General features: G+C 68.1%; 27 protein-coding genes. 18 read left to right on the top strand and 9 right to left on the bottom strand.

The features are described 5' to 3' along the window. Window positions 1-14 precede the first annotated feature (14 nt). Window positions 15-707: a pyridoxamine 5'-phosphate oxidase family protein gene (locus tag ACFVVI_RS14970; RefSeq protein WP_387445782.1), complete on the bottom strand. Its 693-nt coding sequence runs from the start codon at window positions 705-707 to the stop codon at window positions 15-17. A 79-nt stretch (window positions 708-786) separates the two neighbouring features. On the opposite strand from ACFVVI_RS14970, the gene ACFVVI_RS14965 reads away from it, so the two are divergent. Genes ACFVVI_RS14965 through ACFVVI_RS14955 form a run of 3 tightly spaced genes read left to right on the top strand, consistent with a single transcriptional unit; the run spans window position 787 to window position 3,919 of the window. Beyond that, a complete protein-coding gene (locus tag ACFVVI_RS14965) occupies window positions 787-2,181 on the top strand; it encodes a PLP-dependent aminotransferase family protein (protein WP_387445781.1) in 1,395 nt (464 codons plus the stop codon). 50 nt (window positions 2,182-2,231) lie between these two features. After that, window positions 2,232-2,477 (top strand): DUF2630 family protein, encoded by a 246-nt coding sequence (locus ACFVVI_RS14960; RefSeq protein ID WP_101465668.1) that lies wholly within the window; start codon window positions 2,232-2,234, stop codon window positions 2,475-2,477. Continuing rightward, window positions 2,474-3,919: a dihydrolipoyl dehydrogenase family protein gene (locus ACFVVI_RS14955; RefSeq protein ID WP_387445780.1), complete on the top strand. Its 1,446-nt coding sequence runs from the start codon at window positions 2,474-2,476 to the stop codon at window positions 3,917-3,919. The genes ACFVVI_RS14960 and ACFVVI_RS14955 overlap by 4 nt, the downstream gene beginning before the upstream one ends. On the opposite strand, the gene ACFVVI_RS14950 is transcribed toward ACFVVI_RS14955, so the two are convergent. Both ACFVVI_RS14950 and cobF read right to left on the bottom strand, forming a co-directional pair. Further along, window positions 3,912-4,781 (bottom strand): Fpg/Nei family DNA glycosylase, encoded by an 870-nt coding sequence (locus ACFVVI_RS14950; protein ID WP_378993308.1) that lies wholly within the window; start codon window positions 4,779-4,781, stop codon window positions 3,912-3,914. The two genes, ACFVVI_RS14955 and ACFVVI_RS14950, sit on opposite strands and share 8 nt — an antisense overlap. Window positions 4,782-4,799: 18 nt before the next feature. Then, the gene (cobF, locus tag ACFVVI_RS14945) at window positions 4,800-5,558 is read right to left on the bottom strand and encodes a precorrin-6A synthase (deacetylating) (protein ID WP_378993309.1); all 759 of its coding nucleotides are present in this window, start codon (window positions 5,556-5,558) and stop codon (window positions 4,800-4,802) included. A gap of 58 nt (window positions 5,559-5,616) precedes the next feature. On the opposite strand from cobF, the gene ACFVVI_RS14940 reads away from it, so the two are divergent. From ACFVVI_RS14940 to ACFVVI_RS14915, 6 genes are all read left to right on the top strand, one after another. Beyond that, on the top strand, window positions 5,617-6,420 hold the full coding sequence (locus tag ACFVVI_RS14940; RefSeq protein ID WP_387445779.1) for a thymidylate synthase: 804 nt from the start codon (window positions 5,617-5,619) through the stop codon (window positions 6,418-6,420). Then, on the top strand, window positions 6,417-6,902 hold the full coding sequence (locus ACFVVI_RS14935; RefSeq protein ID WP_378993312.1) for a dihydrofolate reductase: 486 nt from the start codon (window positions 6,417-6,419) through the stop codon (window positions 6,900-6,902). The genes ACFVVI_RS14940 and ACFVVI_RS14935 overlap by 4 nt, the downstream gene beginning before the upstream one ends. A gap of 104 nt (window positions 6,903-7,006) precedes the next feature. After that, window positions 7,007-7,333: a cupin domain-containing protein gene (locus ACFVVI_RS14930; protein WP_101465662.1), complete on the top strand. Its 327-nt coding sequence runs from the start codon at window positions 7,007-7,009 to the stop codon at window positions 7,331-7,333. Window positions 7,334-7,410: 77 nt separating this feature from the next. Next, window positions 7,411-8,466, top strand: coding sequence for a Dyp-type peroxidase (locus ACFVVI_RS14925; protein ID WP_387445778.1), 1,056 nt, complete (start codon window positions 7,411-7,413; stop codon window positions 8,464-8,466). Further along, on the top strand, window positions 8,467-9,264 hold the full coding sequence (locus ACFVVI_RS14920; protein ID WP_378993315.1) for a family 1 encapsulin nanocompartment shell protein: 798 nt from the start codon (window positions 8,467-8,469) through the stop codon (window positions 9,262-9,264). Window positions 9,265-9,359: 95 nt separating this feature from the next. Continuing rightward, window positions 9,360-9,887 (top strand): hypothetical protein, encoded by a 528-nt coding sequence (locus tag ACFVVI_RS14915; protein ID WP_101465660.1) that lies wholly within the window; start codon window positions 9,360-9,362, stop codon window positions 9,885-9,887. Window positions 9,888-9,893: 6 nt separating this feature from the next. Here ACFVVI_RS14915 and ACFVVI_RS14910 read toward each other — a convergent pair whose 3' ends face one another. After that, window positions 9,894-10,892, bottom strand: a complete 999-nt coding sequence (locus tag ACFVVI_RS14910) for a GlxA family transcriptional regulator (RefSeq protein WP_387445777.1) — start codon at window positions 10,890-10,892, stop codon at window positions 9,894-9,896. A 125-nt stretch (window positions 10,893-11,017) separates the two neighbouring features. On the opposite strand from ACFVVI_RS14910, the gene ACFVVI_RS14905 reads away from it, so the two are divergent. After that, window positions 11,018-11,839 (top strand): alpha/beta fold hydrolase, encoded by an 822-nt coding sequence (locus ACFVVI_RS14905; RefSeq protein WP_387445776.1) that lies wholly within the window; start codon window positions 11,018-11,020, stop codon window positions 11,837-11,839. Window positions 11,840-11,876: 37 nt separating this feature from the next. Here the strand turns inward: ACFVVI_RS14905 and ACFVVI_RS14900 are convergent, their stop codons facing one another. Beyond that, complete coding sequence (locus tag ACFVVI_RS14900) at window positions 11,877-12,548, bottom strand: TetR/AcrR family transcriptional regulator (RefSeq protein ID WP_387445775.1); 672 nt, start codon at window positions 12,546-12,548, stop codon at window positions 11,877-11,879. A gap of 217 nt (window positions 12,549-12,765) precedes the next feature. On the opposite strand from ACFVVI_RS14900, the gene ACFVVI_RS14895 reads away from it, so the two are divergent. The 4 genes from ACFVVI_RS14895 (at window position 12,766) to ACFVVI_RS14880 (ending at window position 18,127) form a co-directional block, all read left to right on the top strand. After that, window positions 12,766-14,301: an amino acid permease gene (locus ACFVVI_RS14895; protein ID WP_379318011.1), complete on the top strand. Its 1,536-nt coding sequence runs from the start codon at window positions 12,766-12,768 to the stop codon at window positions 14,299-14,301. Between the two features lie 267 nt (window positions 14,302-14,568). After that, a complete protein-coding gene (locus tag ACFVVI_RS14890; RefSeq protein ID WP_387445774.1) occupies window positions 14,569-15,318 on the top strand; it encodes a DUF1989 domain-containing protein in 750 nt (249 codons plus the stop codon). Beyond that, window positions 15,315-15,929, top strand: coding sequence for an urea amidolyase associated protein UAAP2 (locus tag ACFVVI_RS14885; RefSeq protein WP_379318434.1), 615 nt, complete (start codon window positions 15,315-15,317; stop codon window positions 15,927-15,929). The genes ACFVVI_RS14890 and ACFVVI_RS14885 overlap by 4 nt, the downstream gene beginning before the upstream one ends. After that, entirely contained in the window at window positions 15,926-18,127 is a 2,202-nt protein-coding gene (locus ACFVVI_RS14880; RefSeq protein WP_387445773.1) for a 5-oxoprolinase/urea amidolyase family protein, read from the top strand. Before ACFVVI_RS14885 ends, ACFVVI_RS14880 begins: the two co-directional genes overlap by 4 nt. Window positions 18,128-18,133: 6 nt before the next feature. Here the strand turns inward: ACFVVI_RS14880 and ACFVVI_RS14875 are convergent, their stop codons facing one another. Continuing rightward, window positions 18,134-19,129, bottom strand: coding sequence for an NAD(P)-dependent alcohol dehydrogenase (locus tag ACFVVI_RS14875; RefSeq protein WP_387445772.1), 996 nt, complete (start codon window positions 19,127-19,129; stop codon window positions 18,134-18,136). Window positions 19,130-19,219: 90 nt separating this feature from the next. On the opposite strand from ACFVVI_RS14875, the gene ACFVVI_RS14870 reads away from it, so the two are divergent. Then, window positions 19,220-19,861, top strand: a complete 642-nt coding sequence (locus ACFVVI_RS14870) for a TetR/AcrR family transcriptional regulator C-terminal domain-containing protein (RefSeq protein WP_387445771.1) — start codon at window positions 19,220-19,222, stop codon at window positions 19,859-19,861. 14 nt (window positions 19,862-19,875) lie between these two features. On the opposite strand, the gene ACFVVI_RS14865 is transcribed toward ACFVVI_RS14870, so the two are convergent. Then, on the bottom strand, window positions 19,876-20,043 hold the full coding sequence (locus ACFVVI_RS14865; RefSeq protein WP_378990835.1) for a hypothetical protein: 168 nt from the start codon (window positions 20,041-20,043) through the stop codon (window positions 19,876-19,878). Between the two features lie 355 nt (window positions 20,044-20,398). Here ACFVVI_RS14865 and ACFVVI_RS14860 point away from each other — a divergent pair, with 355 nt between their 5' ends. Genes ACFVVI_RS14860 through ACFVVI_RS14850 form a run of 3 tightly spaced genes read left to right on the top strand, consistent with a single transcriptional unit; the run spans window position 20,399 to window position 24,317 of the window. Next, window positions 20,399-22,531: an MMPL family transporter gene (locus tag ACFVVI_RS14860; protein ID WP_387445770.1), complete on the top strand. Its 2,133-nt coding sequence runs from the start codon at window positions 20,399-20,401 to the stop codon at window positions 22,529-22,531. A 5-nt stretch (window positions 22,532-22,536) separates the two neighbouring features. After that, window positions 22,537-23,685, top strand: a complete 1,149-nt coding sequence (locus tag ACFVVI_RS14855; protein ID WP_387445769.1) for a sensor histidine kinase — start codon at window positions 22,537-22,539, stop codon at window positions 23,683-23,685. After that, window positions 23,682-24,317 (top strand): response regulator, encoded by a 636-nt coding sequence (locus ACFVVI_RS14850; RefSeq protein WP_378990839.1) that lies wholly within the window; start codon window positions 23,682-23,684, stop codon window positions 24,315-24,317. The genes ACFVVI_RS14855 and ACFVVI_RS14850 overlap by 4 nt, the downstream gene beginning before the upstream one ends. 17 nt (window positions 24,318-24,334) lie before the next feature. Here the strand turns inward: ACFVVI_RS14850 and ACFVVI_RS14845 are convergent, their stop codons facing one another. Both ACFVVI_RS14845 and ACFVVI_RS14840 read right to left on the bottom strand, forming a co-directional pair. Beyond that, a complete protein-coding gene (locus ACFVVI_RS14845; RefSeq protein ID WP_379313128.1) occupies window positions 24,335-25,507 on the bottom strand; it encodes an ATP-grasp domain-containing protein in 1,173 nt (390 codons plus the stop codon). Between the two features lie 21 nt (window positions 25,508-25,528). Further along, the gene (locus ACFVVI_RS14840) at window positions 25,529-25,696 is read right to left on the bottom strand and encodes a hypothetical protein (protein ID WP_378990843.1); all 168 of its coding nucleotides are present in this window, start codon (window positions 25,694-25,696) and stop codon (window positions 25,529-25,531) included. Between the last annotated feature and the right edge of the window lie 22 nt (window positions 25,697-25,718).

Raw genomic sequence — 25,718 nt, 5'->3', positions numbered from 1 at the left:
CCGACGCGCGGATCTCAACGCGCGGGCACCGCGACCGGCGTAACCCGGGCGCTGACGTCAGCGGGCACGTCGATGCCGGGTTCGAGGTCGCCGGCCGGGATCGGCTCGCCCCACACCTGTCGCAGCGGCAATACGCCCGCCCACACACCGCCGGTCGCGATGTCGCCCTCGTCGTCGTTCGGCCCACCCGAACGCACCTTCACCGAGGCCTCGGTGAGGTCGAGCGCGAGCACCATCGTCGCCGCCATTTCCTTGCGGTTGGGCGGGCGTACCCGATCCCAGGCGCCGGGCGCGGCGTGCTCGACGATCACCCGCAGCGCGTTGTCGCGCTCGGCCTCGTCGGTGACCAGCACCGCCCTGCCCCGGATCACCGCGGAGCGGTAGTTCATCGAGAAGTGCATCGCCGAGCGCGCGTACACCAGCCCGTCGACGTGGGTCACCGTCAGGGAGATGTCGGTGTCGATCGCGGCGCGCATATTGCCCGCGCCGGTGGATCCGTGCAGGTAGAGGGTGTCGCCGACGCGACCGTAGATGGTGGGCAGCGCCACGGGCGAGCCACCGAGCAGCACGCCGAGGTGGCAGACCAGGCCCGCGTCGAGCACCGCGTCCAGTGCCGCGCGGTCGGTGGTGCCGCGTTCCTTGGAGCGTGTCAGCGTGGTGCGCGGGGTCGGTGACAGGGGGTTGCGGTTGACGTCGTGCGTGCTCATAAGATGAGCTTCGCCGAAGAAGTGGACTACGCGTAGGTCCAATCCAACAGAATTTCAACAGGCCAATTCTAGGTGGACGATGCTCGACGACCTTCCGATCCCACTCGACCGCACCGCCCCCGAACCGCTGTCGGTGCAGGTGGCCGATGCCCTGCGCGCCGCGGCGACCGATCGGGTGCTGCGCATCGGCGACCGTCTACCGTCCTCGCGCGCCCTGGCCCAACGGCTCGGCGTGAGCCGGGCGGTGGTGGCGGGCGCCTATGACCAATTGCACGCGGAAGGCTGGCTCGCCGGCAAACACGGCTCCGGCACCTACCTCAGCACCGCCCCCGCCACCGCGCCACCGTCCACCGGCGTGGGCCACGGTGCCGATCCCGACGCGGGCCTGCTCGATCTGGGTCCGGGCGCTCCGTGCGCCGAAGCGGTCGACTCCGCCGCCTGGCGCCGCGCGTGGCGGGCGGCCGGCGACCAAGCTCCCGAGGCCCGCAAGAACCGTGCGGGCGAACCGGACTTCCGGGCGGCGGTCGCCGATCACCTCCTGCGCCATCGAGGACTGGCGGCAGGCGCCGGATCGGTGGTGCTGGCCACCGCCGGTACCAGCGCGGCGGTGGGTGAGCTCGCCACCGCGCTGCTCCGCCCCGGCGACACCGTCGCCATCGAGGATCCCGGCTACCTACGCGCCGTCGGCGCGCTGCGAGCCGTGGGCATCGAGGTGCTGCCGGTGCCCGTCGACGCCGGGGGTTTGTGTGTGGATCGGATTCCGCCCGGGGTCCGCGCGGTGTATTGCACACCGGCACACCAGTTCCCGATCGGTGCGATGATGCCCGCGGCGCGCCGGGTCGAGCTCATCGAATTCGCGAGAAGAACGGGCGCTTTCATCATCGAAGACGACTACGACGGCGAATTGCGTTACGACACAGCACCATTACCACTGCTCGCGGCGATGGCGCCGGATGTCGTCGTCCATCTCGGCACCACCAGCAAGATCATCGCCACCACCCTCGGCGTGGGCTGGCTCGTCGCCCGCCCCGACATCACCGACGCGGTGCTGGCCCATCGCGCGGAGATCGGCAGTTCCCCGAGCCCCGCCGGGCAACGGATCCTCAGCGAATTCGCCCGCCACGGCGACCTGTCCCGGCACCTGCGCCGGCTCCGCAGAGTCGTCCCGCCACGACGCGCCCTGGTCGTCGACGCGCTCACCCGCCGCGGGCTCCCCGTCATCGGCGACGACGCGGGCTCACACGTCGTCGTCGAACTCCCCGGTCCCGCCGCCGAGCGCCACGCCGTCGACGCCGCCCGCGCCCGCGGCGTCCTGCTCGACGGTCTGGCCCGCCACCACCTCGGCGAACCACACCGCTTCGGCGTCGCCATCGGCTATACCGCGCTGAACAGCACCGACCTCGCCCGCGCCATGCCCATCGCGGCGTGCTGCCTCGCCGAAGCAGCACGCCCCGCCGGACCCGCGCGGTCGTAGCATGGACCAGGAACCGGCACGACCCCTCCGACTATCGAAGTGGTGAGAGCATGACCGATCAGGACATTCTGGCGCGGATCAAACAGCTGGTCGACGACGAGCACTCGCTGCGAGCCAAGGCCACCGCGGGCGAGATCGACCCGGTAGCCGAACGCAAGCAGCTGGCCGAACTGGAAGTGATGCTCGATCAGGCCTGGGATCTGTTGCGGCAGCGGCGCGCCCGCAGCGGCTCCGGCGAATCTCCCGAGGACACCGGGCTGCGTTCCCCCCGTGAGGTCGAGGGCTATCTGCAGTGACCGAGCTCGAGTACGACGTCATCGTCATCGGCGCGGGCCCGGCGGGTGAGAACGCCGCCGCCTACGCCATCGCGGGCAGCGACCGCACCGCCGCCCTGGTCGAGCGGGAACTGTTCGGCGGCGAATGCAGCTACTGGGCGTGCATTCCCAGCAAGGCACTGCTGCGCCCCGGCGCCGTACTCGACCTCGGCGAGGCGATGCCGGGGGTGAGCGCGAGCGGCCCGCAGGTGGCCGACGTCCTCGCCCGCCGCGACGCCTTCGTGCACGACCGCGACGACAGTTCCCAGGTGGAGTGGGCGAAATCGACCGGCATCGACACCGTCCGCGGGGCCGGCCGTCTGGTCGGCGAACGACTCGTCGAGGTAACCACCGACGACGGCGTGAAGCGCTTGCGGGCCCGGCACGCCGTCGTCCTGGCGACCGGCACCACCGCCACCATCCCCGACATTCAGGGCGTGCGCGAGGCGCTGCCGTGGACCTCCCGCGACGCCACCAACCTGACCGTCGTCCCGCGCCGGGTCGCCATCATCGGCGGCGGTGTCGTCGCCTGCGAAACGGCGACCTGGCTGGCCGAACTCGGCGCCGAGGAGGTGACCATGCTGGTCCGGGGTGACCGCCTGCTGCCGCGCAGCGAATCGTTCGCGTCCGAGCTGGTGCTGCGGGGCTTGCGTGACACCGGAATCGTCGAGGTGCGGTTCCACACCGAGCCGTTACTGGTCTCGCGCCGCGATCCCGAGGACATCGGCGTCGGCCGCCTCCACGGCGGTCCGGTCACCCTGGTGCTCGGCGACGGCGAACTCGAGGTCGACGAACTCGTCGTCGCCACCGGCCGCAGCCCCGCCACCGCGAATCTCGGCCTCGACGCGGTGGGGCTGCCCGCCGGCTATGTCGAGGTCGACGATCAGCTGACCGCGCGTGCGGTGTCCGGCGACTGGCTCTACGCCGTCGGCGACGTGAATCATCGTGTGGCGCTGACACATATGGGCAAGTACCAGGCCAGGGTGTGCGGTGACGTGATCGCCGCCCGCGCGGAGGGCAAGCCACTCGACGGCTCGCGGTTCACCGCGAGCGCCGACCATCAGCAGGTTCCCCAAGTCGTCTACACCGCACCGGAACTCGCCTCCGTGGGCCTCACCGAACACGAGGCGCGCACCGCCGGACACGCGGTGGACACCGTCGAGCTCGACATCGCCGTCGCGGGTTCCGCGCTCTCGCGTGACGACTTCCACGGCCGCGCGAAACTCGTGATCGATACCGCCGCCGACCGTATTCTCGGTGCTACCTTCGTCGGCCCCGATATGGGCGAGCAGTTGCACGCGGCCACCATCGCGGTGGTGGGACGGGTGCCCATGGAGACGCTGTGGAACGCGGTGCCCGCCTTTCCCGCCGTCAGCGAATTCTGGCTCCGGCTGCTGGAAGCCTGGCGCGAGAAGACTATTTGAGCAGCCGCGACATCCGCCGGTCGGCGAGCACCTTGCCGCCGGTCTGGCAGGTGGCGCAGTACTGGAAGGACCGCTCCGCGTAGGACACCTCACGCACGGTGTCACCGCACACCGGGCACGCCTGGCCGGTTCTGGCGTGCACCCGCATGCCCGAACGCTTCTCGCCCTTCAATCGGGCCGCGTCCTGTCCCACCGAACGATCGACCGCGTCGAGCAGCACCGTGCGCATCGCGGTGTACAAGTGCGAAACCTTCTCCGCGGACATCGTTCTGGTGTTCGCGAACGGGGAGATCTTCGCGGTGTGCAGAATCTCGTCGGAATAGGCATTGCCGATTCCGGCGATCAGAGTCTGATCCACGATCGCGGTCTTGATTCGTTGCGATGTACTTTTCAGCAGCGCGGCGAATTCGTCCTCGGTCAGTCCGAGCGCGTCGGGTCCGAGCCGCGCGATCCCCGGCACCAGCATCGGATCCTCGACGACATACACCGCCAGCCGTTTCTTCGTCCCCGCCTCGGTCAGGTCGATCGCGGGTGTGGCGCCCTCGGGCGTGAAGAAATGCACGCGCAGCGCCAGCGGGCTCTTACCGCCCGGCTTGGGTGGCAACGGATTCGGCTCATCGACCCATCGCAACCATCCGCCGCGCGACAAATGGGTGATCAGCCACAGTCCGCCACAATCCATTCCGAGGAATTTCCCCCACCGTCCCGCACCGGTGACATCGCGGCCGGACAACGCGGTGACCGGCGGATCGAACGTCTTCACCGCGCTCAACGCCGCCACGTCCACACGGCCGACCACAGCGCCGACGGCATGATCCCGAAGGAACTGCGCCAACGCCTCTATTTCCGGCAGTTCGGGCACGGTTGCCAGTTTAGCTATTCATCGTGCGTCGGCGCGGGATCCGTCGCGGAGCAGATAGACATCCATGATCCAGCCTTTTTCCGCGCGCAGTTCCGCGCGGCGGGCCACGATGCGGCTTTCGACTTCGCGCAGAGCGCCTTCGATCAGGATTTCGTCGGGCATGCCGAGGTAGGCGCCCCACCAGATATGGATGTCGTCGCCACGAACCTCGGTGAACGAGCATTCACCGTCCAGCATCACCACGGTCGATCCGGGTCCGAGCCCTTCTTCGCGCAGTCTGCGCCCCGTCGTGACGTGGACGGGCTCACCGATCCGGTGCAGCACCATGCGGTGCCGGGCGGCCAGCGCGGCGATGCTGGTGACGCCGGGGATCACCTCGTAGTCGAAGTCGGCGCGCCCGCGCCCCAGCACGTGCTCGACCATGCGCAGGGTGCTGTCGTAGAGCGCCGGATCTCCCCACACGAGGATCGCGCCGATGCCGTCCACCTGGTCGAACGCGGCTTCGAGGAGCTCGGAGCGCCGTTCGTGCCAATCCACGACGACACCGGCGTAGTCGGCGGGAGTGCGCTCACGCGGCGGATCGGTGATCTCGATGATCCGATGCGGCGTGTCCACGTGTTCGGCCAGGATCGTGGTACGCACGTCGACCAGTTCCTGTTTCTCGGTGCCCTTGCCGATCACGAAGAAGGCCTCGGCCTTTCGCATGGCCTTGATCGCCTGCACCGTCACCTGGTCGGGGTCGCCGGCGCCGATGCCGATCACGTAGAGCTTGCGCATAGCCGAAGAGCTTGCCAGGTGCCGATCCACCGAGCCGACCCCCGTAGAATCGCGAGACGTGGCCACCCCTGATACGCAGTACGAGGATCTGCTCCGGCACGTGCTGGAGCGAGGCACGCCAAAAGCCGATCGCACCGGCACCGGAACCCGCAGCATCTTCGGTCACCAGCTGCGCTACGACCTGGCCGAGTCCTTCCCGCTGATCACCACCAAGCGGGTCCACATGAAGTCCATCGCCTACGAACTGCTGTGGTTCCTGCGCGGCGACTCCAATGTCTCCTGGCTGCGCGAGCACGGCGTGACCATCTGGGACGAATGGGCCGACGCCAAGGGTGAGCTCGGCCCCGTCTACGGCGTGCAGTGGCGCTCGTGGCCCACCCCCGACGGCACCCACATCGATCAGATCGCCCAGGTGCTGCACACCCTGCGCACCGACCCCGACTCGCGCCGGATGATCGTCTCGGCCTGGAACGTGGCCGACCTGGACAAGATGGCGCTGGCCCCCTGCCACGCCTTCTTCCAGTTCTATGTCGCCGACGGCAAACTGTCCTGCCAGCTGTACCAGCGCAGCGCCGACCTGTTCCTCGGTGTGCCGTTCAATATCGCCAGCTACGCCCTGCTCACGCTGATGGTCGCCCAGCAGACCGAGCTCGAGCCGGGCGAGTTCATCTGGACCGGCGGCGACGTGCACATCTACGACAATCACCTCGACCAGGTCCGCGAGCAGCTCACCCGCGAGCCCTACCCGTTCCCGGCGCTGCGCCTGCGCCCGGCGACGAGCCTGTTCGACTACGCCTACGAGGACATCGAGCTGTCCGACTACAAACATCACCCAGGCATCAAGGCGCCGGTGGCGGTGTGAAGCGGATCGGCCTGATCTGGGCGCAGGCGAACGACCGGGTGATCGGTGTCGACAACACCATTCCGTGGCGGGTGCCCGAGGATATGGCGAATTTCCGCGACACCACCATGGGGCACCCGGTGATCATGGGCAGACGGACGTGGGATTCGCTGCCCGCGAGCTTTCGTCCGCTGTCCGGCCGCCGCAACATCGTAGTCACTCGCCAGACTGATTGGGCGGCCGACGGTGCCGAACGCGCCGCATCCGTACCCGACGCGCTGACGATGACCGGCGAGTCCGACACCTGGGTGGCGGGCGGCGGCGAGATCTACCGCGCCGCGCTGGCCTCGGCGACGACGCTGCTGGTCACCGAGGTCGACACCACCGTGGCGGGCGATGCGTTCGCCCCGGTCATCGGCCCGGAATGGCATGCGGACGACACCCCGTGGCTGACCTCGAAAACCGGTCTGCGCTACCGCATTCGCCACTACACCCGCGGCTGACAACACGCAGCTAACGGTCGCGGCAAAACGCCCGAACGCGTGGGCACCGTCGGGCATACTCCTGGCAAGACCTGCCCGCGAGATGCCTGCGAAAGGCCCGATCCATGGACAAGAAATCGCTGACCGCCGTGGCCCGTCAACAGCTCAAGCTGGCGGCCACGTCGACGAGCGGCCGGAGTTCGCAAACCCTCATCGGCGGCCACACCCACGCGCTGCGCCAGACGGTCGTCGCACTCGCCGAGGGACAGAGCCTGGCCGAACACGACAATGCGGGCGATGCCACCATCCAGGTGCTCTCCGGCACGCTGGTGCTGATCGCGGGCACCGACGAGTGGAAGGGTTCGGCGGGCGATCTCATCGTGGTGCCGCGCGCCCGGCACAGCGTCAAAGCTGTCGATGACGTCACATTTTTGCTGACCGTCGCGAAATAGCAGGTCGATCGCCCGAATTGCTTGACACCGCGAGGTGTTGATCAAACCTGTCGGCACGGAGCCGTACTGTGGACGCCATGGGTGAGCCACAGCCGATCCTCGATCCACTCACGCCGTCCGCGATTTTCCTTGTCGCCACCATCGACTCCGGTGGCGAATCCGCGGTCCGCGACCTCTTGGCAGATCTCTCCGGATTGCGCCGTTCGATCGGTTTCCGGGTGCCCGGTGAAGGATTGACCTGCGTCACCTCGATCGGCTCCGCGGCCTGGGACCGGCTCTTCGTCGGCCCGAAACCCGCTGAGCTGCACGATTTCCCGGGTTACAACGGCCCGATCCACAGCGCACCGGCCACCCCTGGCGACCTGTTCTTCCATATCAAAGGCGAAACTCAGGGCCCGTGCTTCGAGCTCGCCATGGTGATCGGCGCTCGCCTCAAAGGCGCGGCGACCATCGTCGACGAGACGATCGGCTTTCGCTATTTCGAGCAGCGCGACCTGCTCGGCTTCGTCGACGGTACCGAGAACCCGGAGGGCCCGAACGCGGCCTCGGCGGCGCTGATCGGCGACGAGGACCCCGAGTTCACCGGCGGTAGCTACGTGGTCGTGCAGAAGTACACCCACCCGCTCGACCAGTGGAACGCATTGTCGATCGAGGAACAGGAGCGGGTGATCGGGCGGACCAAGCTCGCCGACTACGAACTGCCCGACGACGTGAAACCCGCCGACTCGCACGTCGCGGTGAACACCATCACCGAAGCCGACGGCACCGAACGCCAGATCGTGCGCGCCAATATGCCGTTCGGCACCATCGGCACCGGCGAGTTCGGCACCTACTACGTGGCCTACGCCGCCACCCCGAGCGTCACCGAACGCATGCTCGAACGGATGTTCCTCGGTACCGGCGAGGCCGCCTACGACCGCATCCTCGACTTCTCTTTCGCCGTGACCGGCACGCTCTTCTTCACTCCCACCGTGGATTTCCTCGATGACCTGCCCGACGCACCCGACACGGCGGCCACCGAGATCGAGCCGGCGACACTGCCCGAAATCGTCCCCGTCGAACGTGCGAACGCGGCGGCAGCCGCTCGCTCGGACGGCTCCCTCGCAATCGGCACGATGAAAAGGAGTAATTGAATGAACAACCTGCATCGCGAACTCGCGCCGATCACCGGCGAAGCCTGGTCGCAGATCGAGGAGGAGGCGACCCGCACGTTCAAGCGCAATATCGCCGGTCGCCGGGTCGTCGACGTATCGGGACCGCACGGTTTCGACTTCTCGGCCCGCAACCTCGGCCGGATCACCTCGATCGCCTCGCCCGACGACGGCGTGCAGGCTCATCAGCGCCTGATCCAACCGGTTATCGAGCTGCGGGTGCCGTTCACCCTGCAACGCTCCGAGCTCGACGACATCGAGCGCGGCGCGGGCGACGCCGACCTCGACAACCTCAAGGACGCCGCGCAGAAGATCGCCTTCGCTGAAGACCGTGCGATCTTCGAGAGCTACGCCGCCGCGGGCATCACCGGGATCCGCGATGCCGCCTCGAACTCCCCCGTCGCGCTGCCGAGCAACGTCGTCGACATTCCCGATGCCATCTCGCACGCCCTCACCGGCCTGCGTCTGGCCGGCGTGCAGGGCCCGTATTCGGTGGTGCTCAGCGCCGAGCTGTACACCCAGGTCAGCGAGACCTCCGATCACGGTCACCCGATCCGGACCCACATCGAGCGGCTGATCGACGGCGAGATCATCTGGGCGCCGGCGATCTCCGGCGGTTTCGCGCTCACCACCCGCGGCGGCGACTTCGAGCTCGCGCTGGGCCAGGACCTGTCGATCGGCTACCTCAGCCACGACGCCGAGACGGTGCAGCTGTACTTCCAGGAGACCTTCACCTTCCTCGTCGAGACCTCGGAGGCAGCGGTGTCGCTCGGCTCGTGAGACCGCGGCGATGCGCACCGCTAGGGTGAGCCACGAATCGTGATTCGCCGATCGGCGCGAGCATCGGGCCCGGCGAGCTGGAGAGGGAGGTCCGCATGTCGGTCGTGCGTGCCGGTGTGGTGTCCACCAGGCGGAGTCTGTTCTATTGCTTGATCGCGGTCCTGGTCACCACGGGCGTCGTCGGGTTGTTCCTGGCGATGTTCGGGGTGAACCGGGTGATCACCGGCCTGCTGGTCGGGGCGGTCGGCGGGTTCGCGGTGGGTGTCGCGCTGTTCGTCCGTGATGTCATCGAACTGCACGAGCACGCCATCTACGCGCGGACCCCGTTCCGCTCGTCGACCGTGCCGTGGGACCGTGTCGTCGCCGGCCGCTTCACCCTCGACGAGCACGCCCGCTGGGCACTGGCACTCGACCTGAACGGTGAGTCGGCCGACGAGCTCGTACTGCTGTCCATCCCACCGGTGATCCGCCCCGTCACCGGCGCCTACGACATGCGCAAGCGCGAACAGGTGAGCGAGATCCGGGAAATGCTGCGCGCCAAACGAATCCCGATCACCGTGCTGCCCGAGATCGCGGGCGCGCTCAACCAGCACTGGCAGATCGCCCCGCCGACCGCCCGCTGAGACCCGCTACGCACTCGCCTCGGATTCGAACCTGCGCCGGTAGTCCGAGGGCGACACCCCGAGCCGCGCCACAAAGGCCCGGCGTAGCGCCTCGGCGCTGGCGAAACCCGCGCCGGAGGCGGCCCGGCTCACCGAACTGCCGGCTTCGAGCTCGGCCCGGGCGAGATCGAAGCGCACATTCGCCGCGTACTCGGCCGGGCTGAGCCCGGTCTCCTCGGTGAACAGGCGGGTGAGGTGGCGGACGCTCACATTGACGTATCGCGCCAGGTCCACCACGCTGTGCCGCGCGGCGGGGTCCCTGGCGATCAGGTCGGTGACCACGCGCACCGGACCGGGCGGCAGGGCGACGGCGCGCATGGGCGTCGAGAACTGGGTCTGCCCGCCGGAACGTTGCAGATAGACGAGAAGCCCCTGAGCGACCTGGCGAGCGATGTCGCTGCCCAGATCGTCCGCCACCAGCGCGAGCGCGAGGTCGATGCCCGCCGCGACGCCCGCCGAGGTCGCGATGTCGTTGTCCCGCACGAAGATCCGGTCCGCCTGCACGTCGATCCGGGGATACCGGCGGGCGAGCTCGGCGGCGAATTTCCAGTGCGTGGTCGCGCTTCGGCCGTCCAGCATCCCGAGTTCGGCCAGCACGAAGGCGCCACTGCAGATGGAAACGACCCGACGACTGCGCGCCGCGAGAACGCGAGCGGCCTCGACCAGATCGGGACGTACGAACTCGGCGGGGCGCACTTCGCTGCCGGGCACCACGAGCGTGTCGAGCGGGGGCGCGTCCGCCACGGAAGTCGTCACAGCAACTCCCTGGCCCACCGAGCTGTGCACCGGTTCGCCTGTGGGCGAGATCAGCACGATCTCGTAGGCATCGGCGAACTGATTCGCCTCGACGAATACCTCTGCGGGACCGACGTAGTCGAGCGCCTTCACCCCGTCGAACAGGAGAAACCCGATACGCCGTGTACCACTGGATGCACTGTGACGTAGTCGATTCCGGGGTGTGGACATGCCGATAAATCTAATACTCGGCCGGAATGGCGGGATCTTCGGCCGTTCCGGTGGGCGACAGCGCACCGGCGCTCGACAACTATGGGCAACCTATTCGTCCGCATCTCCTACAGGAGCACAGCACAATGCCCTACTTCACCACCACCGACGGCACCGAGATCTATTTCTCCGATTGGGGCACCGGACGACCTGTGGTGTTCAGCCACGGCTGGCCGCTGAGCTCCGACGCGTGGGCGCTGGAGCGCAAGACCTTCGCCGACGCGGGCTACCGCGTCATCGCGCACGACCGCCGCGGTCACGGCCGCTCCTCGCAGCCGTGGCAGGGCAACGACATGGACACCTACGCGCGCGATCTCGCCGAGCTGATCGAGTCACTCGACCTGCGCGATGTCATCGTGGTCGGGCACTCGACCGGAGGCGGCGAAGTAGTGCGTTACGCCGCCCAGCACGGTGTGGACCGGGTCGCCAAGGTCGTCACCATCGGCGCGGTACCGCCGATCATGGTCGCCACCGAGGCCTATCCCGACGGCCTGCCGATGGAGGTGTTCGACAATATCCGCGCCGGGGTGCTCAGCGACCGCTCCAGCTTCTATCAGGAGCTCGCTCCCTCGTTCTTCGGCTTCAACCGCGAGGGCGCCGTCGTCTCGAAGGGCGCGCAGGACGACTTCTGGCGCCAGGGCATGCTCGCGGGGATCCAGGCCGCCTACGAGTGTGTCGCCGCGTTCTCCGCGACCGACTTCACCGAGGATCTGAAGGCCCTGAAAGTGCCGGTCTTCATCGCGCACGGCGACGACGACCAGATCGTGCCGATCGCGAATGCGGCACTGAAGTCGATCGAGCTCGTCGAGAACGGGACATTGAAGGTGTACGCGGGCGCACCGCACGGCGTCTTCGGCGCCTATCAGCAGGAACTCATCCAGGACATCCTGGCGTTCATCCGAAGTTGAGGTATCGCGGCGCTCCTCGCCCACCGGGTACGGCCTCTCAGGCGGGAGCGATCTCGCCCAGCCGTGCGAGGAGCGCCGCGGCCGATGCCCGCACCGTACCCGTGTCGCCCGGGTAGCCGACGATGCGCAGCACGGCGTCCGGGATGACGCGCTCGGTGTCCACGCCCGCCGCCCCCTCGTCGTACCTGATCGCGATCACCGTCTCCACCAGCCGGAACGGCAGGATCCGCGCGTCGTCGGATTCCCCCGCGGCCGTCGAGGCCGCGGCGGCCAGACGCTCGTAGTGTCCGCGCAGTTCGTCACGTCGTCGCCGGAACGCGACGAAGCGTTCCGTGCGCAACTCCGGGAGCAGGTACAGCGCGCCCAGATTCCACCGCGCCGTCCGCAGTTGGCGCACGTCGAACAGGGCAAGCGCGTAGAGCTGGGTCGCCGCGCCGTCCGGTTCGGTCATCATCCGCTGCGCCAGTTCGACCGGTCCCGCCACTGTTTCGGCCAGTAGTGCGTCGAGGATGTCGTCCTTGGCGGCGAAGTGGTGATACAGCGATGCCTGCCGGATGCCGACCGCGTCGGCGACTGCCCGCGTCGAGGTGTTGGCGTACCCCTTGGTGGTGAAGAGCTCCGCCGCCGCGTCGAGGATCTCCGCGCGCGGCGTAGTTCCCTGCCTGCGCCGCTGTTCCAGCCGGGGACGCCCGGGACCGAGATTCGCCACACCGAAGATTCTGTCATCGGGCCACGACCTGCACCGCAGCGGGCAGCTCACCGGCGAGAATGCCCAGCGGTCGAATTTCTGTCATTTGACAGAAACTCAGGCAACGCAGAAGTTACCGCGGGGCGTCCAGTCGATACACGCACGACACCGTTCGAGCGATCGCGCGCGCAAAACTATCGACTGATAGATATTGGCCGAACCGCTGAAGGACTCCGACATGGCCACGACATTCGAATCCCCCGCCGCCCCACCCGAACTCGGCCGCGACAGCGCCGATCTGGCAGCCTTCGGCTACACGCCGGTCCTGCACCGCAAACTGGGGCGCTACGCGTCCTTCGCGGCAGGTTTCTCGTTCGTCTCCATCCTCACCACCATCTTCCAGTTCTTCGGCTTCGGCTATTCGTTCGGCGGCGCCGCCTTCTTCTGGACGTGGCCGCTGGTGTTCGCGGGCCAGTTCCTGGTCGCGCTGAACTTCGCCGAGCTCGCCGCCCGCTACCCGATCTCCGGCTGTATCTATCAGTGGTCGCGGCGGCTGGCGGGTGGGCTGATCGGCTGGTTCGCCGGCTGGATGATGGTGATCGCGCAGGTCGTGACCGCTGCCGCGGCCGCCATCGCGCTCCAGGTGGTGCTGCCCTCGATCTGGAGCGGATTCCAGCTCATCGGCACCGACACCGCGCTCACCTCCCGCGACGGCGCGATGAACGCCGTGCTGCTCGGCAGCGTGTTGCTCGTCGTCACCACCACCATCAATGTGATCGGCATCGACCTGATGTCGAAGATCAATTCGATCGGTGTCACCGTCGAGATCGTCGGTGTGCTGGCGATCATCGCGCTGTTCTTCGCCAACACCGAGCGCGGCCCCGATGTGGTGTTCCAGACCGACCAGGCCTCCCCCGGCCCGTACTGGGCGGCATTCCTGGTCTCGGGCCTGATGGCCGCGTACGTGATGGTCGGATTCGATTCCGCCGGTGAGCTTTCCGAGGAGACCAAGAACCCGCGCAAGGTCGCTCCCCGCACCATCCTGCTCGCGCTGGCGGTCTCGGCGCTGGGCGGTGGCCTCATGCTGCTCGGCGCGCTGATGGCGGCTCCGAGCCTGTCCGACGGCGAATTGTCGACCGGTGGACTGGCTTACGTCATCACCTCGAAGCTCAACAGCCCCGCCGGTTCGGTGCTGCTCGGCTGTGTCGCGGTCGCGGTGATCGTGTGCACCCTCGCCATCCAGACCGCCGGCTCACGCCTGATGTTCTCGATGGCCCGCGACGGCAAACTCCCCTTCGCGAAGGCCCTCTCCACCGTGCACCCCCGCTTCGGCACCCCCGTGTGGCCCGCCGTCGCGATCGGCGCCCTCGGCATCGGCCTGCTGGTCCTGAACCTCGGCAACCCCGCCATCTTCGCCACCCTCGCCAGCGTCTGCATCGTCAGCCTGTACCTGGCCTACCTCCTGGTCACCGTGCCACTGCTGCTGCGCCGCGTCCAGGGCCTGCCCGCCCCCGACGACAAGACCCTGTTCCACCTGGGCCGCCTCGGCATCCCCATCAACGCCCTCGCCGTCGTCTGGGGCATCGCCATGGTCATCAACCTGGCCTGGCCCCGCCCCGAGGTCTACACCCCCGCCGGCGGCAGCTGGTGGCAACTCTGGGCAGGCCCCCTGTCGGTAGCCGTAATCCTCACCACCGGCGCCATCGTCTACCGCTCGGTAGTAGCAGCCAAAACCCCCACTCCCCGCACCGAAACCGCCCCCGCCACAACCTGATCCGCCACGCCCAGCCAGTCCCCGTCTTCAACAACCCACCCAACCCAGCCACCGCACTCCCGACCCCTAGGGAGGGACGGCCACGAAGTGGCCGGTCCGCGGCCGGGCCGCCGGTCAGGCGCCGGGGCGTAGGCGACGAAGGAGCAAGCCCCGGTGCCTGACCGGCGGGCCAATCAGGGCCGCGGACACGCGCGCGCCAGCGCGCCAAAAACACAGCGTCAAACCGTCCTGGGACTACCGAACCCAGGTCATCCCAGGAGGTCAACGATGACAAACACCCACTCCACCACCGGCGCCCGCGCCCACGCACGCGCCCAAGCCGCGGCAGCGACCATCACCACCCCCGACACACCCCCTGACATAGATCCCACAAAAATCGTTGCCGCACAACGCATCCCCCCAGGCGGCTACGCGAACATCGTGCTCGGCAGAGGCACCCGAGTGCGCCTCAGCGACCCCGCTGGCACCACCTGCGCCCACCTGTTCCTACTCCGGACCGAATCCCCCTGGGAGCGGCTGAATGTCGCCGACACCGTGAAAGTCCCGTGGCAGGCCTACCTCAGCGCAGGCCATCCGCTGCTCTCCGACCAAGGCCGGGTCCTGGCCACCGTCCTCGCCGACTCCGACGGCCACCACGACACCCTCTGTGGCCCCACCACCGAGGGCCGCCACCAACTCCACCTGGCAGGTGCCAAACAAGGTCTGGAGCCGCGCGATATCGGCCCCTCGATCGCCGTGTTCCGCGGAGCCGTGGTCGCGGTGGACGGCGCGATCGAGCCCACCGGCAACGGCCCGGCGGGCGCCACCCTCGACCTCATCGTCCACCTCCCCCTGACCCTCCTGGTCGCCAACGCCCCGCACCCCCTCGACGACCGCCCCACCGGCGACCTCGACCTTCTCGCCTGGTCCTCCCCCGCGGATCTGGACACCCGCAACGACGACCCCGAATACCGCCGGGCCGTGGAGAACACCGAAGCCGCATGGACGGCCGCACTGAACACGGAGGTCCCGGCATGACCGCCACCCGCACCGTCGTCCTCGACGAGACCGTCCCCGCCCGGGCGCCGTGGTCGGCCGTCGTCCGCGCGGGCGACCACCTCGACATCATCGACCTGCACGGCAATCAGGCAGTCGACTGCCTGCTCTACTCCGCCGCCGATCGCACCGACCGCTACAGCGCCCAGGCCACCATCGCCGCCCAGCGCAACATCTTCCTCACCACCGGCAGCGTCCTGCGGACCGAAGGCGGCACCCCGCTGATGACGGTGGTCGCCGACGAGGTCGGCAATCACGACACCATCGCCGGCGCCTGCTCCCAGGAATCCAACACGCTGCGCTACGGTCACCACACCCGCCACCAGCACGCGTGCGTGGAGAACTTCCTGACCGCCGCTCTCGAATGGGGCCTCGGCAAACGCGACCTGGTCTCCAACATCAACTGGTTCATGAACGTCCCCGTCGAACCCGACGGCACGCTCGGCATCGTCGACGGCCTGTCCGCCCCCGGCAAGAAGCTCACCCTCCGGGCCGAGATCGACACTCTGGTCCTGGTTTCCAACTGCCCCCAGATCAACAACCCCTGCAACGGTTTCGACCCCACCCCGGTCCGCATGGTGGTGACCCGATGAGCCTCACCGACACCCCCATCGATCCCGCTGCCGACCTGGCCCCGACGAAGCTCCCCGCGCCCAGTGGTGTCATCGACTCGACCACGAAGCAGGCGGTCGGCCCGGCCGAGTCGCGCGCCGCGAGCACGGTCGACCCGACAGGCACCAGTGCGACCGAGCCGACTTCGGACACCCCGGCGGCGCCGGCGCCCAGTCGGCGGCGCCTCGATGTCGTCCGTCCCGGAATGCAGACCACCGTGCAGGACTGGCCGGGACGAATCGGGTACTGGCACATCGGAGTTCCGCCGTCGGGGCCGATGGATGACCTGTCGTTCCGCCTGGGCAATCGCGTGCTCGGCAACCTCGAGGGCGCGGCCGGGCTGGAGTGCACGCTGGGCGGACCGGCGTTGCGGTTCGCCGAGCCGACGTGGGTGTGCGTGACCGGCGCGGTCGCCGATGTCCGGGTGGACGGCGTCCCGGTCGAGCAGTGGCGGACCGTCGAGGTCCCGGCGGGCGGCGTGCTCGATGTCGGCGCGATCCGGGGCCCCGGCATGCGCACCTACATCCTGATCGCGGGCGGTATCGATGTCGACGAGTTCCTCGGCAGTGCCGCGACATTCACTCTCGGCAAGTTCGGTGGCGGAACGGGTGCCGCGTTGCGCGCCGACGATTCGCTCACGCTCGGCGCGCCGTCGACCCGCCGCGCCCCCGCCGTCCCGATGGCCGACCAGCCCGCCTTCGCGCATCGTTGGGAACTCGCCGTCACCGAGGGCCCCCACGGCGCACCGGAGTTCTTCACCCGCTACGACTTCGACACCATCATCGGAACCGACTACGAAGTCCACTTCAACTCCGATCGCACCGGCGTCCGCCTCATCGGCCCGAAGCCCGAGTGGGCCCGCACCGACGGCGGCGAAGCGGGTTTGCATCCGTCGAACATCCACGACAACGCGTACACCGTCGGCGCCCTCGACTTCACCGGCGATACTCCGATCCTGCTCGGCCCGGACGGCCCCAGCCTGGGTGGATTCGTCTGCCCGGTCACCGTCGTCGCCGCCGATCGCTGGAAACTCGGCCAACTCACGCCGGGCGACAGGGTCCGTTTCGTCCCCATCCGTTCCGAACACGCCGCCCCCGCGGCGGAACTCGGCGCTCGTCGACGCGCTTGCTTCGGCACCGTCCTTTCGGCAGGTCGCGACGGCGACGACGGCATCCTGCGCCGCACCGAAGTCGACGACGAGACCGGCGTGACCTACCGCCGCCAAGGCGACGACGGCGTGCTCGTCGAATACGGCACGCTCACCCTGGATCTCGGACTTCGGGCCCGCGTCCACGCCCTGCACCAGCACCTCATCGCGATCGGGTTGCGTGGCGTCATCGAGCTCACCCCGGGGATTCGCTCACTCCAGATCAGGGTCGACCCCGCTGTCCTGCCGATCCCCCGTCTGCTCGACCTCCTCGCCGAAGCCGAGGCGCAGCTGCCGAATTCCGATCAGCTGGTCGTCCCGAGTCGCACGGTCCATCTCCCGCTGTCCTGGGACGACCCCTCCACCAGGGAAGCGATCACCCGCTACGTGCACGGCGTGCGCGCCGACGCCCCCTGGTGCCCGTGGAACATCGAGTTCATCCGACGCATGAACGGCCTGCCTTCCGTCGAGGATGTCTACAAGACGGTCTTCGATGCCGAATACCTGGTCCTCGGCTTGGGCGATGTCTACCTCGGCGCCCCCGTGGCCACCCCGACCGACCCCCGCCACCGCCTCGTCACCACCAAATACAACCCGGCCCGCACCTGGACCCCGGAGAACGCGGTCGGCATCGGCGGCGCCTACCTGTGCATCTACGGCATGGAAGGCCCGGGCGGCTACCAATTCGTGGGGCGCACCACCCAGGTCTGGAACCACCGGGCACGTCCGACCGGCACTGCGGGCCCCGGCGTCGACCGCTTTTCCACCGACCCCGAAACCCCCTGGCTTCTGCGTTATTTCGACCGCATCCGCTGGCACCCGGTCGAGGCGGACGAGCTACTCGACCTTCGCGCGGATTTCGCGGCGGGCAAGGTGGACATCACCACCGAGAACGGCGACTTCCGCCTGGCCGACTATCGCACGTTCCTGGCGGACAACGCCGACTCCATCACCGACTTCCGCACCCTGCAGGCGGGAGCCTTCGCCGAGGAACGCCAATCCTGGCGCACCGCGGGAGAACTCACCGACTGAGCGACGTCAGGCAATGAGAACAGTTTTCCCCGACGCGTGCCCTTGCTCGAACGCGGCCATGGCAAGGGCCGTGTCGGACAAGGGGAACCGCCGCTCGATCACCGGCCGCAACTTTCCGGAGACGGCCAATTCGGCCAGGTATCGCAGGTCGGCGGTGGCGGGTCGCATGAGCAGTGCCTTCAGGGTCTGTCGCGCGAACAGGTCGGTGAGTGCCACCTGACCGAGCCATCGGATCGGGCCGAACCAATTGTTGCCCGGCGCGGCGGCGGAGGAGATGAACACACCGTCCACGGTCAGCACGCGACGGATTTCGCGCAGTTCACGGTTGCCCGCGAGGTCGAAGATCACGTCATAAGGCACGTCTGTCACAGTGAAATCGTCTGTGGTGTAATCGATTACGACATCGGCACCGATATCGCGCACCATGTCGACATGCCGGGTGCTACACACCGCCGTCACATGCGCGCTGAGCACCTTCGCGATCTGCACCGCGAAACTGCCCACCCCACCGGACGCACCGTTCACGAGCACCCGTTGCCCCGGCCCGACCTTGCCGATGCCGCGCAGCCCCTGCAGGGCCGTCATTCCCGAATCCGGTATCGCCGCGGCGTCTTCCAGGCTCAACCCAGCGGGGACAGCGGCGAACGAACCCGCGTCCGCGCACACGTACTGGGCGAACCCGCCGCTGGGGACCGCACCGAAAACCTGATCACCCACCCGGAATTCAGCGACCGAGGCGCCCACCGCGACGACCTCGCCCGCCGAGTTCTGCCCGATCATCCGACGCTTGGGCCTGCGCAACCCGAACCCGAGCCGCAGCAGGTACGGCGTCCCGGTGAGCAGATGCAGGTCCCCGCTGCACAGCGACGCCGCCCGCACCCGGACCACCACGTCCCGGTCCCCCGGCGTCGGCCTCGGCACGATCTCGGTCCGCAACACTTCACCCCCGCCGTATCGGGGCGCGATCCAGGCGGTCATCGAGGCGGTATCGACATCGGTCATGAGAACTGTCCCTCATCTCGCACTTACAGCGTAAGTCTCTGAGACGAAACGGTACGCTTACGCCGTAAGTAGGTCAAGGAGAGGACACCCATGCCGACGCGCACCCCACTCACCAGGGAACGCGTCCTACGCGCCGCCATCGACCTCGCCGACCAGCAGGGCCTGGCCGCCCTGTCGATGCGCAACCTCGCCAAGACCGTCGGCGTGGAGGCGATGTCGCTGTACAACCACGTCGCCAACAAGGACGACCTCTACGACGGCATCATCGACCTGGTGGTCGCGGAGATCTACGTCCCCCGTGCGGGCGGCGACTGGCAGGCCGAACTCCGCCGCCGCGCCGCCTCTGCCCACGAGGTCCTGCTGAGCCACCGCTGGGCCACCGGCCTGCTCGGCTCCCGCATCAACGTCGGCCCCGCCATGCTGCGTTACGTCGACGCCACCCTCGGCTGCCTGATCACCGCGGGCTTCACCTACGAACAGGCCGACCGAGCCTGGAATGCCCTGGACAGCCACATCTACGGCTTCACCGTCCAGGCCGTCAACTTCCCTCTCGACCCCGCCGAATACGCTTCGGCGGCACAACAATTCCTTCCGCTCGTTCCCGCCGAAACCCATCCCCACATGCACGCGCTGGCCGCGCGCGTCATCGCCGGAACCCACTCCGGTGCGGCTGATTTCACCTTCGGCCTCGAGCTAATTCTCGAGGGGTTGGCCGGTCTGCTCCCCCGCTGACAACGGCGTGGTGATCAGATACAGATCTCCACGCTGCCCAACGGGAAGCACAATGCCACCGATCCGACTTCCGATGCTGTGGGAGGCGCGGGCACGGCAGCCGAGGCCGCGGGAGCGGCGACAGCGCCAAGAGCCAGAACGATGGCGGCAGCGGCGGCCGCCTTGCTGATCTTCGCGGACATGGGGAGTCCTTTCTCTCGGGTGAACTCGGTTGGTTGGTTCCTAGCTGCGCGCTCCCTCAGTCTTCGCTGTGACGAGGGCAAACTCCAGGCAAGAAAGCATTACGTCAGACGCAGTGGCATCGCGGAACTGTCACTTCCGGGCTTCGACGGTTCGCCCGCGAAACGTCCCCTGCCGCGGAAGCCGGCGGTTTTCCCGGCGTGATACCGCGAAAACGAATGTTACCGACCCGTGACCTTCGTGCCACCGAATACACCGTTCCGGAATGTGGCCAGAGGTTGTCCACCGATCGGTGGACACGAAGTTCGACCGGTCGATGCTGTCTACGGCACCGGCCACCCGAGCAGCATCGACGACATGCGAAATCGCTTGGTATTGATCGCCGTTGCCAGCGCGCGCCATCCGTGGCGGGCCATTGTGGGCTGGTTCGTCTTCGTGGCGTTGTGCGTCGGAATCGGGGTCGGCATCGGCGGGAAACCCGCAGCCACCGAGGACTTCTGGATCGGCGAGGCGGGCCGCGGTGAGGCGCTCGCGACCTCGGGCGGATTGCAGCAGGCGCCGATGGAACGGGTGCTGATCACCGGCGGCGGAACTGCCGCGCACAACGCCGCTCAGGATGTCATCGACCGAATGCTGACCCTGCCCGAGGTCAGATCCGTTGATGCTGCGGTGTATTCACCGGATGGGACGGTGCTGCGCGTCGACGTGACCATGGCGGGCGCCGAACTCGATGCCAAGAAGCACGTGGCCGCGCTGCGCGCGCAAACCGATCAGGTACAGCGGGCATACCCGGACCTACAGGTCGAGCAGACCGGCGGTCCCTCCATCAGCAGCGGCGTCGAAGTCTTGCGCGGGCGCGATCTGGCGAGAACCGAGATGATCGCGCTGCCGATCACCCTGCTCACCCTGCTCGTTGTGTTCCGTTCGGCGGCAATGGCTCTGGTGCCGTTGTTGCTGGCGATATCGTCGATCGTCGCGGCAATCGGGCTGTCGCTGCCCGCCTCACACCTGTTCCCCGACAACGGTGTCGGCACGAACATCATTCTGCTGATCGGGATGGCGGTCGGCGTCGACTACACCCTGTTCTATCTGAAGCGGGCGCGCGAGGAGCGGGCCCGCGCGGGCGGCGCGCTCAGTTCACGGGCGCTGGTGGAACTGGCCGCGGCGACCTCCGGGCGCGCGGTGGTGGTTTCCGGGATCGCCGTCGCGGTCTCCAGCGCGACGATGTATCTCGCCGACGACGTGGTCTTCTCCTCGATCGCGACCGCCGCGATTCTGGTCACCTTGGTCGCGGTGGCCAGCTCGCTCACCGCACTGCCCGCCCTGCTGACAGTGCTGACCGATCGAGCCGAGCGGCGCGCGGCCCGCAAGCCCTCGGCACCGGAGCGAGAGAGCACCGGCCGACTCACCGGTTCCCTGCTGCGACTGACCGCCGCACGCCCGGTAGCCGCACTGACCGTCGCGGTGCTGGCCATGCTCACGCTCACCGTGCCACTGCTCGGCCTCGACCTCACCGACATGGGCCGCGAGACCCACCCCCGGTCCATCCCCGCCATGCAAACGTTCGATCGGCTCACTACCGCGTTCCCCCAGCTGAAGTCGATGCACCAGGTCGTGGTGGCGGCCGAGCCGCAGCGAGCCGACGAGGTCACCGACGCGCTGCGCGCACTGGCCCGACGAGCCGAGTCCGATCCCGCCCTCGCGGGCGAAGCCGAACTGCGCACCTCCCCCGACGGCCGGGTCAGCCTGCTGGAACTGCCGGTCCAGCACCACGTCAGCGACGATGCGGCCCAACAGTCCCTCGAACGCCTGCGCACGGACTACCTACCGGCAACCGTCGGCACCCTCTCCGGCGTGGACTACGCGGTGACCGGTGATGTCGCTCGCTATGCCGACTACCCGCGCCACCAGGAACAGAAGCTGCCCCTGATCATCGCGACGTTGCTGCTGGTGACGTTCGTCCTGACCGTCGTGACGTTCCGCTCCGTGGTCCTCGGATCGATCGGTGTCGTGCTGAATCTGCTCTCGGCGGGCGCATCGCTGGGCCTGTTGACCGCGGTCTTCCAGAACACCTGGGCCGAGGGCCTGCTCGACTTCCATTCGACCGGCTCGATCGGCTCCCGAGTCCCCCTGCTGCTGTTGGTGATCCTGTTCGGACTGTCGATGGACTACCAGATTTTCGTGCTCAGCCGCATCAGCGAGCTCGCACGCGCCGGGGTGCCGACCCGCCGGGCCGTACTCGACGGCGTCGGCGGTTCGGCGAGCGCGGTGACCAGCGCCGCGTTCGTCATGGTCACAGTGTTCGCGAGCTTCGTTCCGCTGCACATCATGGAGATGAAGCAGATGGGCTTCGCCCTCGCGGCCGCGGTCCTGCTCGACGCGTTCGTGATCCGGATCGTGATCCTGCCCGCGATGTTGCTGCTGCTGGGTGATCGCACCTGGTGGCCCGCCCGCCCCGCCCGCACCGCCGAGCCGGTGAAAGTAGGCTGAGCGAAATGGAGGAGAGGCCGACCCGGATGCGGATTCTGCGCCGGTGGTACGCCGGATGTTGGGTGCTGTTCGGCCTCGGCCCGCCCGTGATCGCCGTGCACGATCGCACCGATATGACGAAGTACTCGACGTGGATCCTGATCACGGCGCTGGCCGCGAGTTATCTGGCGCTGACGACCTTTCCGCGTCACCGCGTCGTCGGCACCACCGGCTTTCTGTGCCTGCTGGTCGCCGTCCTCGGCATGACAGCGATCTTGCTCGAGGGCGGTGCGGCCTTCTTCATCGTCTCCATTCCGCTGTTCTGGATCTACACTCCGACACCGCGCCGCGCGGTCGGTTACCTCAGCGCGGCGGCGGTAGCCACCCTCATCGGGAATCTCACCGGACCGATCTTCTCCCCCGGCAATGCCACCTTCACCCTGCTCGGATACGCGGGCGGCGTCCTGCTCGGGCTGTGGATGGACCAGGTGATCAGGCAGGGCGCGGAACGTACTCGCGCCCTCGGCGCCGAGCTGGAACGCACCCAATCGGATCTGGCCGCCGCCCACCAGCGGCAGGGCGCGGCCGAGGAACGCGAACGGATCGCCCGCGAAATCCACGACACGCTCGCCCAGGGCTTCGCTTCCATCGTCGTGCTGGCCGAGGTGGCCCGCGACGGCATCGGCACCGATCCGGCGGCCACCGCCAAACAGCTGTTGTCGATCGAGCGCACCGCCCGCGAGAATCTCACCGAGGCAAGGGTGCTGGTCGGCGGAACTCCCGCGGACAGCACCGGGATCGCCCAGACGCTGCGCCGGGTCCTCGATAGCTTCGTCGAAGACACCGGGCTGACCGTGCACGCCGAACTGGCGGACATCGTCTGCGACCAACCCACCAGAATCGGCCTGCTGCGCTGCACGCAGGAGTCACTGGCCAACGTGAGCAAGCACGCGAAGGCGAGCACTGTGAGCGTGGTTCTCTCCCACACCGATGCCGGACCGGAACTCGAGATCACCGATGACGGAATCGGTTTCGCACCGCACGAGGCTCGCGGATTCGGCCTGAACGGGATGCGTAACCGGCTGGCCGAACTCGGTGGCGAATTCGCCGTCACCAGCTCGCCCGGCGAGGGCACCAGGATCTTCGCCCTTCTCCCCGCGACCGGACCGACGTGACCGAGCCCCTGCGCCTGATCCTCGCCGACGATCACCTCGTGATGCGGGCGGGTCTCGTCGCGCTGTTGCAGGCCGAACCGTCCATCCGGATCGTCGGCGAGGCGGCCGACGGCGCGGAAGCCATCGATCTCGCCGAACGGCTGTGCCCCGATGTTGCGCTGCTCGATCTACGAATGCCGGTTCTGGACGGCGTCGCCGCGACCCGCGACATCGTGCGCCGCACCGGAACCCGTGTCCTGATCCTCACCACCTACGACACCGATGCCGAGATCGAACGCGCCATCGAAGCGGGCGCCATCGGCTACCTCCTCAAGGACACCACCCGCGATCAACTCGTCGACGCCATCCACGCCGCCGCCCGCGGCCAGACCGTCCTGGCGCCCCGGGTCGCCGAACGCCTGGTCGCCCGCATCCGCCGCCCCGAGCCGGTCACCCTGACACCGCGAGAGATCGACGTCCTGCGCGCGGTCGCCGACGGCCTGTCCAACCCCGAGATCGGCCGGCGCCTCGTCATCGCCGAAGCCACCGTCAAAACCCATCTCCTGCGCGTCTTCGCCAAACTCGACGTCAACGACCGCACCCACGCGGTCATCGTCGCGATGAAGCGGGGCCTGTTCACCACCGGCGAGTGACCGACTCCGGCAGCCGATCAACCGGGTACCAGGTCCGCGCTCCTGCGCACGGCACCGGGGAACTGACCGTCCGATTGCGGCGCGACCTCCATCACCGCTTCCGCCACGGCGAGGCAGGCACCGAGCCGCGGCAGTCGGCGCAATCCCGAATCCCCTTGCAGCAGGAGCCGAACCGCGGCCCATGGCAGGTTCACATCAGCGAACGAGGTGTGGAACAGGCCCGCCGAGGGGCGTGGATTCGCCTCGAGCAGCACCGGTTCGCCACCGCGATAACGCAATTGAACATTCGTCAGATAGGCCAATTCGAAATGCCGTACGAGCCGACGCGCGATGTCGACCAGCGCGGGATCGTCGAGCAGGATGCGGAAACGCCCCTGCTTGGCCCGCGGAATACCCATCAGCAGTTCGCCTCCCGACGCGGAGAGGCAGTCGATGCTGATCTCCGGTCCTTCGAGGAACGGCATCACGAGCAGCGGCGGCACCGCTTCGCCCTCTTCCGCCGCCCGCCGCATCGCCCCCGCGACCGCCTCGACCGAGGCCACCGGCCGGGGCGCGACCCGCAGGTTCGCCATGGTCAGCGGGCGGTCGTCGAGGATGCGGAAGCCGAACGCCGAGTACTCACCGCTGGGCTTGATACACAGCGTCTCCCCGGTGAGCGAAAGCTCGTCGACAGCCGCGTAGAACTCATCGACGTCGGCCGCCTCGCGCCACGGCGGTACGGGAATCCCCGCGGCACCGGCTATCTCGTAGGTGAGAACCTTGCTGGTCAGCGCCGTCACCGCGGACAGCGGCGAACACATCAGACTGGTACCGACCGCGGCGAAGTCCGCCGCGCGGCCCGCCAGTGCGTCGAGCCGTCGCGGCGGAATGAGCACGTCGATGCGATGCGTCCGACAGAAATCGAGCGCGAACTGCGCATACTCCTCGTTGCTGACATACCGAGGTTCGATCGCCGACACATCACACGCCGAGAGAGCTGCCGCACTCGGATCCACATTGCTGGCGAAAACAGTGACCTCGACCCCATCAGGGTTCTCCCGTAGCAACCGCATGACCTGAACGCTGGCCGCACCCGCACTGCTCAGCCAAATCCGAAGCGTTATGGCAACCGCTCCCTTCCTTTTTCCCGAAGCGAACCCGGACCTTATCCCGGTTCTGCTTCGAGCACATTTCGGAAAGAAGGACCCCACGTCACATCGGGGGGAACTACATCACAGGCCGTACTTGCGGACGAATTCCTCGGTGAGGTCGATCGCGGGGAGTCCGAGATCGGTGGCTTGGGTGTTGGCCGGGGTTTCCTCGATCCACTCCGCGGGAGCGGGCGGAAGCTGTCGCCACTGCGCTCGTGGATCGGTCTGGTCGTCGTGCTGATCGGTCATAGGCCCTCCCCTTGTTCCTGCA

The organism is Nocardia sp. NPDC058114 (assembly GCF_042884695.1).
Classification (GTDB): Bacteria; Actinomycetota; Actinomycetes; order Mycobacteriales; family Mycobacteriaceae; genus Nocardia.
Note: the sequence above shows the minus strand (reverse complement) of the source record. Positions and strands in the feature narration are given on the sequence as shown.